We start from the raw sequence: 13,086 nt of genomic DNA on the forward strand, positions 1-13,086 counted from the left end.
GCATCTTAGTGAACAAGTGTACGCCAAACAACTCTGATCAGTGCCAGCCAAGCCAGTTTTTGATCCGTTCCACAATTCCGAGTGGCTGTACAAGTTTTTCAAAATTATCAATTCGTTCAGCGATTTTAGCAATCACACTATCTTCATCTTCGCCTCGGAAAGGTTTACCCATTAGGAGAGGAATTGCTTCATCAACTGTTGAAACAGGCCAGATGTTGAATTCACCATTTTTAATGCTTTCTACAACCGATTTATGAAGAGACAAGTGCTTGAGATTCGAACTAGGTAAAATGACCCCTTGTTCACCCGTTAGACCTTGATGGCAGCAAACTCGATAGAAGCCTTCAATCTTTTCATTTAGGCCACCGACAGCCTGAACCCGACCAAATTGGTCAACGGCTCCAGTAACTGCTATTTGTTGGTCAATAGGGTACTCAGAAAGAGCACTCACTAAGGAGCATAGTTCAGCTAACGAGGCGCTATCTCCATCAACTTCACTATAAGACTGTTCAAAAACAACCGAAGCAGAAAAGGGCAGAGGACCATCCAAATTCAAGGCACTACTCACAAAAGCTTGCATGATCATCATGCCTTTAGCATGTAAATTGCCGCCAAGTTCTACTTTACGTTCCACGTCAGCAATATCACCATCACCAAAGTGAATGACGCAAGAAATACGCGCTGGTTCACCATAAGCTAATGGATGTCCTGCAACTTCGATTACAGTTAAACCATTTACTTGACCAACTTGTTCACCTTGGGTTTCGATAATCACTTGCCCATCAAGAATGTCATCTAAAGCTCGCTCTGGGAGATAAGATTCGCGCAGATAACGCTTATCTAACGCTATCTCAATGTGCTCCTCATCTAGCAGCTGATTTTGAGACTCAAAACGGGCTTCTTCGAGCAAAGCTCGAAGCCACATTAAGCAGAGAGGAGCATAGTGTTGATCTTCGGTATAGCGTGCTCCCGCCGTCATCAATGACTTGATGGCAGGAATGGTTAGAGCGGGTAAATCATACTGCTCGCACAGCCAAAGCAAATAGCCTAAGTAATCTTCAATAGATTCTTCATCAATCTTCAGATCAAGTTCAAGTTCTGAAAATAAGCACAAACCGGAGTGAATATCGACATCAAGAAAATCAAGATCACCCAATTGCGTCCGATCACCAACAACAATTAGCTTTACGTCATAGCTTGTGCCTAGCCCATTTGGAACCGGAGACTTAGGGTCACAGTTGATAGGTGAAACCATCTCGCCCAAGACAGCAGCTTTTAAAGTCGGCCAATATCTTGGGTTAGCCAAAAGCAAATTGGCAGAGACAATTAAATATCCACCGTTGGCTTGTTCAAGATATCCTGCAGTTTTCTGCGTTACGGCACCTTGCTCAACTTTGATTTGTCCCAATACCTCTGAAATGTCTAACGTTTCCGTGCTCAAAACGGGTACACCAAGCCCCTCATCGAGGAGAGTTTCCTTAAATAGAGCGCGGTAAATCGAGTTATCGGGAGCGTTAATCAACAGAATTCGACTAAACCCTTTTAGATGTACAAATTGTTCAAACGCACTGGTCAAACGAGGTTGAAGATCGATCAGTGAATTGAGAGCTAGGTTAGGGTAGTTTTCAAAGACTTTGTTAAACTGCTCAAATTGAGGCGTTACACTGCGCCAGATGCTTTGGGTCATTGAGATATCGAACTGATTGAAAAGAGCCAAATTATATAGAAAAAGCCCTGCAGCGAACAGCACAACTCAACAATGATCTTGCTCGCTTTTTTTGTGGTGAGAGTTGCAGGTTAGGTAACACTGGGTTACGCTGTCACTGTATAACAAGGGAAAGTGGCTAGAGATGAAATATCAACAACTTGAAAATTTAGAATGTGGTTGGAAATGGCAATATCTCATCAACAAATGGAAGGATGGGGAACAAGTAACTCACTACATTGATCGAAGTGAAATCGAAGCTGCAGTGCAAAAGCTCAAAGCCATTGAACATGAGCCTACACAAGTGTTGTCCTGGATTGAAGAACACATGTCGCCAGAGCTGGATAATAAGCTCAAACAAGCAATTCGAGCGAAGCGAAAGCGCCATTTTAATGCCGAACAAATACATACACGCAAAAAATCTATCGATTTGGACTATCGTGTTTGGGAAAAATTATCCCTTAAGGCAAATGAATTAGGCTGCACGTTATCTGATGCGATTGAATATCTACTTAGCGAAGCATCAAGAAGTGAAAAGGCGAGCAAAACCGTCAATAGTTTAAAAGAAGATCTCAGCCGATTATTGTCAGAATAAGGATATGGGTATGTTGTACGTCATATTAGTCGCAGCCATCATTATTTTTTGGTTAGTTGCAGTCGATAGACCGGTTTTAGTTGTGACCTTTAAAGATGGCCACATTACGAAGAACAGAGGACATTTCCCACATACTTTTAAACATAATCTTATAGATATTGCTCAGCACGAACCATTCTCAGGGCAACTTAAGGTTTACCAGCAAAGAACAGGTGCAAAACTCACTTTCACAAATCAAGTACCCAAAAAAGTACAACAACGAATTCGTAATGTATTTCCTCATCAAGGTTTTACACATCAGAATTCAACACTCAAGAAAGGTCGCTGAAACTCATTAACACACGACAAGTAACTTGCAACAAAACCATTCATTAGCCTCAAATACCGCAAAATCAGATAAACCAAGGGGACAAATCCAGTAGATTGTTTCCTTGGTTTTATTTTTTACGAGTCAATCTATGCGGTCTCTATATCTATTTACGATATGTACAATTGCTATTGTTTGCAGTCATTCTGCAGTTGCAGATGATGCAGAGTTAAATCGTGTTGCCAAAAAAATTAAAGCTCAAATTGAAAAATCGATAAAAAAGAGCAAGGAGCCACTCAACGGCTATTGTGACGTTTTCATAGATATCGATTATTCACATGAAAAGAAGGCAATCGTAAAGAAAGTCTCTACGCTCGGTGATCACGAGATATGTCTGGTCGCAAAGAAAACAATCAAAATTGGCAAACAGTATGCTTATGATTGGCCAGAACGTTACTTGAGAATCCATGTTGTAGCTAAATGATCCTCAATGCAGTACATGGAAGATTCATAGGTTAAGTGAAACCGCTAAAAAACTCTCCCAAAACTAAAACACCTTGGTGCGCATTATCAATCTTATGTTAAATAAAGCAGGGAGTAAACTTACTAACTAATGCCCGAACCACTTTCCTGCGAAGAATTAAACATAACTAGATTTACCATAAAATACCTAATAATCATATTTATCATTTTCAATGTTAAGTATGATTATTAGGCAGAAACCGATTAACGACATTCATGATATCTTTGCTTCGGATTGGTTTTAGCACAATGTCATTCATACCAGCATCAATACAATTCTGTTTGTCGCTTCCTGCTGTATGCGCTGTCAAAGCTATAATCGGTATATCGATATCCTGACTTCTAATTTTTCTAGTAGCCATGATGCCATCCATTATGGGCATGGAAATATCCATAAGAACAAGATCGAAAGCATTGTTGTTTTTCTCTAGTAACTCTATCGCTTCTAAACCATTTTCAGCGATTGTCACATCGTACCCCATCTTATTCAGCAAAAGTTGAATGACCATTTGATTCGTCTTTGTGTCTTCTACTACAAGAATATGATGATTTTTTGCGATTGTACTTTGTTGTAAATAAGTGACTTGATCTTTAGGGCGCTTTAACCGTGAATTAAGTGGTATTCGTAGAGTAAACAATGTGCCAATATCAATTTTACTATCAACATTAATCGTTCCATCCATTAATTCAACTAGATGTTTTGTAATTGCAAGGCCTAATCCTGTACCACCATAGTTTCTTGTAATTGAGTTATCAGCTTGGATAAATGGAGTAAACAATTGTTCAATGCGTTTTGGTTCTATGCCAATCCCCGTATCCTGCACTTGAATATCAATACCATCTTCTATGTAATTCAACTGTATGTCGACACGACCTTGTTTTGTAAATTTGATAGCATTACCAACAATATTAAATAAGATCTGAGTTAATCTCGCAGAGTCGGTGTAATATTCAATTGCTGTATTCTTATTAGATTGAACATTAAATTGCACACCTTTATCTTGTGCGATTTGTCTATGATAAACCAAAGATTGGTCAAGTTTCTTCTCAAGATCTATCCAGTGACAATGTAACGAAAAATGCCCTGATTCTATTCGACTTAAATCCAGAATATCGTTGATGATTATCAAAAGGAGTTCAGCTGAATTCTCCATTTGCTCTAGCAATTCAACTTGATAACTCGTTGAATCACTTCGCAATATATCAATTAAGCCAAGAACTGCGTTCAATGGAGTTCTTAGCTCATGGCTCATCATGGCAAGAAAATTTGACTTGGATTGGTTCGCTTGCTCTGCCAACTTTTGCGCTAAACGGAGTTCACGGGTCCTTATTTCAACCAATCTTTGAAGTTCTTCTTTATGCTCAATGTCAGATATCGCCCTTTCAAGCAGAGGCCGAAAACGTGACAACGTCTCTTTTGATTCTAAGGAAAATTGCCCTTTTAGATTACCTAACAAAATTAAGACTGAATCACTCGTTTGTGCCTGAATACCAGTGATCATTGCAGAATTGACTTGATTTACACAATTACTATCTAAACAGGTAAACTCTTCTAATTTACAAGGTTCAAATAATATTATGCATTCACCACCAAGAACTCGCTTAAATTTCAATCCATTCGGCCATGCAATCTTTTCAAATATTGGATTAGAGGTAAGTAAGGTACGAAATTCTTCACTAGCCTTATCTTTAGAAATCACTAGAAAATGATCAAACTTAATATAACGATTGAGTAGTGTTTTTAACTCTTCAAAAATTTGATTCTTGTTTGCGGCTGTACTAAAAGCTGAAATAGCGGATAAAATAACCCTATTCTCTTCTGCAAGCTGTTTCCCTCGATCTATACTTCTTTGTAGCTCAAGAGTTAGCTCATTTAATTTCTCTGTGTATTCAGAATCCATTTTTATGCCTCATAAAATACAACAGAAGAAATCATTAAATTACCATGTGCATTTTCACCATTAACAAATCGACCTTGTTCACCAAATGTGAAAGGACAAATAAAATCACAACCATTCAGTTGCTCTATCATTTTTTTGTGTACTTTATGTATATCTTTCCCTAGGCGTAACATAGAACCAGCGCAGAATATCGTTAATGAACCAAAATGAGCTCGGTCTTGATAACGTTTATAACAGGCTTCTTGGATAACGCGAGATACGCGTTCAATGAGTTGATTTTGAGATCCCGTCATCAAACTGATCTGCTCCCCCACTTCAACATTTGCAAAAACTTCTAGACCACCGTCTTGAGTGCGTCTCACAGGATGCGTCAATTTATATTGTGGAGAGCCTTGATGTTTTCCGACTATTCGCCCTAAAGGAAAGCGTGTGACATGATCAAAAACATATTGCTCAGCTATCTGAATGCCAGAATGATCTCCAACCCACTCTTTGTATAATTCACTTGCAGATTCATGATCTATTTCTTCAATCACTCGTCCATTCGCTTTTGTAATTACTCCAGAGAATTCCGTTGGCGAATATCCTGCACTGAACCCACTAAATACTGACTGTGATGGAAACATTACTTGAAGCGCAACACCTTTATTTGTCATTCCTTGTTCAGTGAAGATCGACCAATTTTGATTGATGTAGTTATCTGCCGCACTGCCACCGATAATGGGAACTTGAGAACCAAATTTACAATCAATACTTTCGATCAACACCTCTTCCATACCTGGTGTCGCGTGTAAAAGAACAAGACTCGGTAACTCCCCTGTTCGATTAGCACTTTCTAATGCGTTATCAATAGCTTGATCGATAAGCGATGAAATTGGGGCTTGATCGTGGAGATTAATTAAAGCACTTCCGTACCCTGCATTCGACTGATCATAAATCCCCATCAGACCAACCGCCGGATTGGGGAAATAACCATCCTGTGTCATTACCCCTCGGCATGATGAACAACCAATAATTGGAATGTTTGGAAAAGCTTCAGTCAATGCTTCGGCTAATTGCTTTGCATCATATTCCTGCGTGAAGTAGCAGACTAGATTGGATAAATCACTACACTCCATCGCTTTTTGAAGCTCATGGAGACAAGATTTGAGATCTGTTTGAGTGGAAACGGTTGTTTTTAGCCGCATTAAACAAATATTCTTACGCTACATGGCGCTCTTTATACCCGACATAATCATGCGTTTAAATAGCGTCAATCTATGGTTTAATTTTTCAATGACAATTCTATGGCGCACCAATCAATTTTAGTGTGATGTTCCGGTCAATTTTAAGGTCTATTCGTGGTTCATCATTGGGAAAGAGCAGCAACATTCCAGCTTGAAACTCAGTTTTACCATTAACTTCTACTTCCCAGTGCTCATCCCATGGCGAAAAAGTGTAATAGGCCGCACTTTCTTTTCGAGACACTGTCACTAATTCACCGTCAACACGAAGTTGGCAAGGTTTATCTATTCGACAAGTCACAGCGATATCACTCTCGTATGTGAAAGTTCGCCATATAAATGCGCTGATCAAAACCGACAATGTGATTAGGATTTGAACAAGTCGACCTTTTGTTAATTTTCCTACTGCCATGAATGCGGGTTCCTCGTGTAACAAACTTCAAATTTTTGAAATAAAAGGCCAAAACCTGATTGAGTGTAAGGTTACTACACTGTCATTGAATTGTTAATTGAAGTATAGTTATACGTTGAAAATGCCACTTTTTTATAAAGTCAGCAATAAGAATTAACATTTTAGATGTCATTGTTTTTATTGTGGATTTGGGTGGCATTACGACGAAAGTCGTGTTGGAAGTAAAAGTGTAGTTAATTAAACATTGGAAGCATGCAAATGAGCCAAGAAAAGCAGCTTGAACAAAACTACAACTATACCGTGGTCCGCCAATTTACCCTTGTGACAATTCTCTGGGGTATCGTCGGTATGGCTGTAGGGGTTTTGATTGCCGCTCAATTAGTTTGGCCACAGCTAAACTTTGATACGCCGTGGTTGACGTATAGTCGCTTACGTCCTCTGCATACTAATGCGGTAATTTTTGCGTTTGGTACTAGTGCCCTGTTTGCAACATCATATTATGTTGTTCAGCGTACCTGCCAAACTCGTCTGTTCGGTGGACCGTTGGTTCCCTTTACGTTTTGGGGATGGCAAGCCATCATCGTTTCCGCTGCAATCACTTTGCCTTTGGGTTATACCTCTGGTAAAGAGTATGCGGAATTGGAATGGCCAATTGATATTGCCATCGCAGCGGTTTGGGTCGCTTACGCGGTTGTGTTCTTTGGAACTTTAGTTAAACGTAAAACCTCTCATATTTACGTTGCAAACTGGTTCTTCGGTGCCTTTATTATTACGGTTGCTATTTTACATATCGTTAATAGTATGGCGCTACCTGTATCAATGGGTAAATCTTACTCAATCTATGCAGGTGCCGTCGATGCAATGGTGCAATGGTGGTATGGCCACAACGCCGTAGGTTTTCTGCTCACTGCAGGCTTCCTTGGTATGATGTATTATTTTGTCCCGAAACAAGCTGAACGCCCAGTCTACTCTTACCGTCTGTCTATCGTTCACTTTTGGGCTTTGATCTCTCTATATATTTGGGCAGGTCCACACCACTTACATTACACAGCTCTACCTGATTGGACACAATCACTGGGTATGGTGATGTCTTTAGTGTTGTTTGCTCCATCTTGGGGCGGGATGATCAACGGTATCATGACTCTTTCTGGAGCATGGCATAAATTACGTTATGACCCTATCCTTCGTTTCTTAATCGTATCTCTGTCTTTCTATGGTATGTCTACCTTTGAAGGCCCAATGATGTCGATTAAAACCGTCAATGCTCTATCCCACTACACCGACTGGACGATTGGTCACGTTCACTCTGGTGCTCTAGGTTGGGTAGCTATGGTATCGATTGGTTCTGTTTACCATCTTATCCCACGTCTATTTGGACAAGAGCGCATGTATTCTGTAAGTCTGATCAATGCTCACTTCTGGTTAGCAACGATTGGTACCGTGCTGTATATCGTCGCAATGTGGATTTCAGGCGTAATGCAAGGCTTGATGTGGCGTGCAGTTAACTCTGACGGCACACTGACTTACAGCTTCGTAGAGTCAGTTCAGGCATCATACCCATTCTATACAGTACGCTTCATTGGTGGTTTCATCTTCTTGTCTGGGATGTTCCTGATGGCATACAACGCCTATAAGACAATTTCTGCACCTAAAAATAGCCTAAAAGCTATTGTGCAGCCGGCATAAGGAGAATTAAGCAATGAGTTCTAATTCTAATAATCGCCATGAACTACTTGAGCGTAATGTCGGCTTATTGGCCATTTTCATTGTTTTTGCAATCAGTTGGGGCGCGCTTGTCGAAATCACCCCTTTGATTTTCCAGAAACAAACTACGGAAGAGGTACAGAACCTTAAACCTTACACCGCATTACAACTAGAAGGTCGTGATATTTATATCCGTGAAGGTTGTAACGTTTGTCACAGTCAGATGATTCGCCCATTCCGTTCTGAAACTGAACGTTATGGTCATTACTCTGTTGCCGGTGAAAGTGTTTGGGAACACCCATTTTTGTGGGGCTCTAAGCGTACTGGTCCTGACTTAGCTCGTGTTGGCGGTCGTTATTCAGATGAATGGCACCGTGTTCACTTATTGAACCCGCGTGAGCTTGTCCCTGAGTCAAATATGCCTGCATTCCCATGGCTGGCAAAAAACACTCTGGACGGTAAGTACACTCAACAAAAAATGACGTTGTTCCGTGATCAGTTTGGTGTTCCGTACACAGATGAACAAATCGCAAACGCGACAAAAGATGTAGAAGGTAAAACAGAGATGGATGCCATCATTGCTTATCTTCAGTCTCTTGGTCATGCAATGAAATAACAGAGGTAATTATGGATATCGGTACTATTCACAGTATTTGGACCATAGTGCTGTTCATGTGCTTTATAGGCGTGGTGTGGTGGGCTTATGGCAAAAAACGTAAAGCGCGTTTTGATGAAGCAGCCAATCTTATCTTCGCCGATGAAGAGCAAAATACCTCTAAAAACAAGGAGTGACTAAGTAATGACTACATTCTGGAGTCTTTGGATCATCGTTATTACCGTTGGTACTTTGCTAGGTTGCGCTATTCTGCTCGTTTGGTGTCTGAAAGACAAAATGGGAGTTGAAGAAGGCGTTGACATGGGCCACGAGTACGATGGTATTCGCGAACTGAACAACCCGTTGCCAAAATGGTGGACCTATCTATTTATTGGTACTTTCATTTTTGCAGCCATTTATTTAACCCTTTACCCAGGTTTGGGCAGCTTTAAAGGCGTTCTCGGCTGGCAAAGTTCAGACCAAACCGTACGTTCTATTGAGGAATCACGTGCTTCGATCGCTGCAGCGCAGCAAAACAAGCAGCTTGTTCAATACTCAAAAGAACTGGATGATGCGGAAGCCTATTACGGAGAAGCCTTTAAACGTTTAGCTTACCAAGATGGCACCACTAACCTACGCGAAATCCCAGAGATCGCAGCAGATAGTGATGCACTCAAAGTTGGTCAGCGTCTGTTCTTACAGAACTGTTCTCAATGTCACGGGTCTGATGCTCGTGGTCAGAGAGGATTCCCTAACCTGACTGACAATGCGTGGCTTTACGGTGGTGAACCACAAGCGATCGTAACTACGATTCGTCATGGTCGTATCGGCCAAATGCCTGCATGGAAAGACATTCTAGGCGAACAAGGTGTACAAGAAGTTGTGAGTTACACATTGAGCCTATCTGGTCGTTCTGTTAATGCAAAAGAAGCGGAAGCAGGTAAAACTCGCTTTGCAGTTTGCTCTGCGTGTCACGGTACAGACGGTAAAGGTAACCCAGCCTTTGGTGCACCTAACCTAACGGATAATGACTGGCTATTCGGTGACTCACGTGCCGATGTAACAGAGACTGTGATGAACGGTCGCTCTGGTGTCATGCCCGCTTGGATCGATATCTTAGGTGAAGATAAGGTTCAATTGGTTGCTGCTTACGTATGGAGCTTAAGCAACTCAGAGAATAAGTAACATTCTAATAACAGCCCCTTTCCAAGGGGCTGTCTTTCTTATATTTTCTAGCCTATTTCCCCCGTTGTTGAGAACTTTTTTATGGTAAAGCCTTGGTATAAGCAATTCTGGCCGTGGTTTCTGATTATTCTTCCACTCACGGTTGTCATTTGGACGGTTGTTACCGTTATCGTATTTGCAAATAACTCAGTTTCGTTAGTCACTGAGGATTACTATAAAAAAGGCAAAGGCATCAATATCGACCTCACTAAAATCAATGTAGCGAAAGAGTTAGGCCTACAAGCGACGGTACACTCTGAAGGTAGCACAGTGATCATTGTATTTGATAAAGGTCAACTGACGCATTTTCCGGCAATTCAAGCTATGTTTGCGCATCGTACACTGCCTGACCGAGACTTCTCACAACTCATTACCGCCGATGCAAAAGGTGTTTACCGTGTGAAACTGGATAGTGAGTTGCAAGGCCCTTGGTTCATCGAGTTGACTCCTCATGATGGCCAATGGCTCCTTCAAGGTCGCGTTACTTTCCCCTCTTCTTCAACATCATTAATGAATTAAGATCATGAACAAAACGTGTTATCACTGTGGTGAAGATGTACCAGCCAACACGAACTTTAGCGTTGATATCTTGGGCGAAAACCGTGAAATGTGTTGCCCGGGCTGTCAAACCGTCGCTCAAACGATAGTCGATAGTGGCTTGGTCTCTTATTATCAGTTCCGTACAGCTCCCGCCGAAAAAGTAGAGTTGGTCCCGGAACAACTGAAAGCTTTGATTCATTACGACAATACCGATGTTCAAGCCGAGTTTGTACGCAACAAAGAAGATTGCTCAGAGGTGACATTGTCACTTGATGGTGTCTCTTGTGCGGCTTGTGCGTGGTTAATAGAGAAACAACTGCATACTGAACCCGGCGTCGTTTCCATTCGAGTTAACACAACAACCAACCGCGCATTACTTAGTTGGAATCGTTCAAAAACACAATTGAGTCATGTCTTAGCTCAGATCCATAAATTGGGCTATAAAGCGGCACCTTTTGAAGCAGATAAGCATGAAGCACAGTATCACGATGCCATGAAGACTTATCTGTACCGTTTGGGGATTGCGGGGCTAGCCAGCATGCAAGTCATGATGCTGGCAGTGGCACTCTATCTAGAAGCTTTCGGTGACCTGGATGCTGAATTTAAAAACTATTTTCGCTGGGTGAGCTTAATTTTTGCCACACCGGTTCTGCTTTATTCGGCTTTACCCTTTTATCTCAATGCATGGCGTAGTATTCGTGGCCGAACCTTAGGTATGGATGTGCCAGTATCATTGGCACTAATTTTTGCTTATGTGGCAAGCTTGGTCGCAACGATTACTGAAAAGGGAGAAGTTTTCTTTGAATCGATTTCCATGTTCACCTTCTTCCTCTTGGTTGGTCGTTTTCTCGAAATGCGAGCTAGACGAAAAGCTGCTGCGGCCAGCGGTAATCTACTCAAGCTTATTCCTGCTATTGCCACCACTTTGGATGGTAAACAAGTTCCAGTAAAAACACTCAAACCAAGAGATTGTGTACGCGTTCTTCCTGGTGAACATATCCCCGCCGATGGGGAGATAATGCATGGTCGAGTTCATATTGATGAATCCATGCTCACGGGTGAATCTTTGCCTGTAGTAAAGAGCGACGGTGATCAAGTGTTCGCTGGAACCCTTAACGGCGATGAATCATTTGATTTGCGTGTGACAGCCTCTAAAGCTGATTCTGTCATTTCTAACATCGTCAGGCTTCAAGATGATGCGCAATCTTCAAAACCCAAAATTGCCGAAATCGCCGATATCGTCGCACGCTATTTCGTTGCAATTATCCTAGTGATCGCTGCAGGAACCTGGTTATTTTGGCATCAAGTTCGTCCTGAAGATGCATTTTGGATCATGCTCTCCGTCTTAGTGGCAACCTGCCCTTGCGCTTTATCACTCGCGACCCCGACAGCATTAACCTGCGCTACCTCTAGTATGGGCAGTGTTGGTGTGATGCTGCGGAAAAATCATGTTTTTGAAACACTCTGTAAAGTCAATCACTTAGTTATCGACAAAACAGGCACCCTCACTCATGGCAATATTGAAATCAGCTCTGTAGAAACTTTTGCGCAATTAACCAAACAAGAATGTTTGAGCATTGCCGCTGAGCTTGAGAGCCATGCTAATCACCCGATTGCTAAAGCTTTCCGCCGTTACAAAGCAGACAATGTTCAAGTAAGTGATGTAAAGAACATCATCGGTAGCGGGATTGAGGGTATTTTCCAAAATCAAACAATCAAAATTGGTAGTGCCGAGTTTGTGTTGAACTCTAAGAACGACACTGCAACAAACTGCGTGTTCTTATCTTTAGATAATCAGCATATCGCCACTTTCCATTATCGAGATCCGATTCGCAAAGAAGCCAAAGATTTCATCAATAAGTTTCATGAAGCGGGAATAAAAATAACCTTATTGACGGGAGACTCACAAACCAATGCACAAAGCGTTGCGAAAGAGATGCAAATCGATAAGGTTGTCGCCCAAGCAAAACCAGAAGACAAGCTAGCCTATCTACGAGAGCTAAATAAAACCGATGTCACTATGATGGTTGGTGATGGAATTAATGATGCTCCGACTCTTGCAGGTGCACATATCTCGGTAGCCATGGGTGGTGGTACTGATGTCGCAAAAGCTTCTGCCGATATGGTGCTGATTGGCGACCGTTTAGACAAATTACTTGAAGCCAGAACATTAGCCATCAAAACGCGTAAAATCATTCGCGAAAACCTTGCTTGGTCATTAGGTTATAACTTGCTGATTTTGCCTCTCGCTGTTGCTGGATTAGTGGCGCCTTATATTGCAGTTGTGGGAATGTCCGGAAGTTCGATAATTGTCGTCACCAATTCACTTCGTTTGCTTAAGAAGCAAGGGAGATAGAT

The 13,086-nt window shown here is 41.5% G+C and carries 13 protein-coding genes; 9 read left to right on the plus strand and 4 right to left on the minus strand.

All coding sequences use genetic code 11. The features are described from left to right. Positions 1–37 precede the first annotated feature (37 nt). Complete coding sequence (locus D908_RS15020) at positions 38–1,687, minus strand: S16 family serine protease (RefSeq protein WP_005523008.1); 1,650 nt, start codon at positions 1,685–1,687, stop codon at positions 38–40. 163 nt (positions 1,688–1,850) lie between these two features. On the opposite strand from D908_RS15020, the gene matP reads away from it, so the two are divergent. The 3 genes from matP (at position 1,851) to D908_RS15005 (ending at position 3,091) form a co-directional block, all read left to right on the plus strand. Then, entirely contained in the window at positions 1,851–2,300 is a 450-nt protein-coding gene (gene matP, locus D908_RS15015) for a macrodomain Ter protein MatP (protein WP_000877150.1), read from the plus strand. A 10-nt stretch (positions 2,301–2,310) separates the two neighbouring features. Beyond that, the gene (locus D908_RS15010) at positions 2,311–2,628 is read left to right on the plus strand and encodes a DUF3634 family protein (RefSeq protein WP_005523010.1); all 318 of its coding nucleotides are present in this window, start codon (positions 2,311–2,313) and stop codon (positions 2,626–2,628) included. Between the two features lie 130 nt (positions 2,629–2,758). Next, positions 2,759–3,091 (plus strand): hypothetical protein, encoded by a 333-nt coding sequence (locus D908_RS15005; protein ID WP_001257281.1) that lies wholly within the window; start codon positions 2,759–2,761, stop codon positions 3,089–3,091. Between the two features lie 214 nt (positions 3,092–3,305). On the opposite strand, the gene D908_RS15000 is transcribed toward D908_RS15005, so the two are convergent. The 3 genes from D908_RS15000 to D908_RS21410 all read right to left on the minus strand — a co-directional run bounded on the left by D908_RS15000 (position 3,306) and on the right by D908_RS21410 (position 6,665). After that, entirely contained in the window at positions 3,306–5,030 is a 1,725-nt protein-coding gene (locus D908_RS15000) for an ATP-binding protein (RefSeq protein ID WP_005523014.1), read from the minus strand. Positions 5,031–5,032: 2 nt separating this feature from the next. Beyond that, positions 5,033–6,148, minus strand: a complete 1,116-nt coding sequence (locus D908_RS14995) for an FIST signal transduction protein (protein WP_167733103.1) — start codon at positions 6,146–6,148, stop codon at positions 5,033–5,035. A gap of 166 nt (positions 6,149–6,314) precedes the next feature. After that, positions 6,315–6,665, minus strand: coding sequence for a hypothetical protein (locus tag D908_RS21410; RefSeq protein WP_005523018.1), 351 nt, complete (start codon positions 6,663–6,665; stop codon positions 6,315–6,317). A 258-nt stretch (positions 6,666–6,923) separates the two neighbouring features. On the opposite strand from D908_RS21410, the gene ccoN reads away from it, so the two are divergent. The 6 genes from ccoN to D908_RS14960 all read left to right on the plus strand — a co-directional run bounded on the left by ccoN (position 6,924) and on the right by D908_RS14960 (position 13,084). Then, the gene (gene ccoN, locus D908_RS14985) at positions 6,924–8,351 is read left to right on the plus strand and encodes a cytochrome-c oxidase, cbb3-type subunit I (RefSeq protein ID WP_000076725.1); all 1,428 of its coding nucleotides are present in this window, start codon (positions 6,924–6,926) and stop codon (positions 8,349–8,351) included. A 13-nt stretch (positions 8,352–8,364) separates the two neighbouring features. Next, positions 8,365–8,985 carry a cytochrome-c oxidase, cbb3-type subunit II gene (gene ccoO, locus D908_RS14980; RefSeq protein ID WP_000097776.1) on the plus strand — a complete coding sequence of 207 codons (621 nt, stop codon included), beginning with the start codon at positions 8,365–8,367 and terminating at the stop codon, positions 8,983–8,985. 11 nt (positions 8,986–8,996) lie between these two features. Continuing rightward, on the plus strand, positions 8,997–9,161 hold the full coding sequence (locus D908_RS14975; protein WP_000351116.1) for a CcoQ/FixQ family Cbb3-type cytochrome c oxidase assembly chaperone: 165 nt from the start codon (positions 8,997–8,999) through the stop codon (positions 9,159–9,161). Positions 9,162–9,168: 7 nt separating this feature from the next. Further along, a complete protein-coding gene (gene ccoP / locus D908_RS14970) occupies positions 9,169–10,149 on the plus strand; it encodes a cytochrome-c oxidase, cbb3-type subunit III (RefSeq protein ID WP_005523020.1) in 981 nt (326 codons plus the stop codon). Between the two features lie 81 nt (positions 10,150–10,230). Then, on the plus strand, positions 10,231–10,707 hold the full coding sequence (locus D908_RS14965; protein ID WP_005523022.1) for a FixH family protein: 477 nt from the start codon (positions 10,231–10,233) through the stop codon (positions 10,705–10,707). A 4-nt stretch (positions 10,708–10,711) separates the two neighbouring features. After that, complete coding sequence (locus tag D908_RS14960; protein WP_005523024.1) at positions 10,712–13,084, plus strand: heavy metal translocating P-type ATPase; 2,373 nt, start codon at positions 10,712–10,714, stop codon at positions 13,082–13,084. Positions 13,085–13,086 lie beyond the last annotated feature (2 nt).

This window comes from Vibrio mimicus CAIM 602 (genome assembly GCF_000338875.1).
In the GTDB taxonomy this organism is placed as follows: Bacteria; Pseudomonadota; Gammaproteobacteria; order Enterobacterales; family Vibrionaceae; genus Vibrio; species Vibrio mimicus.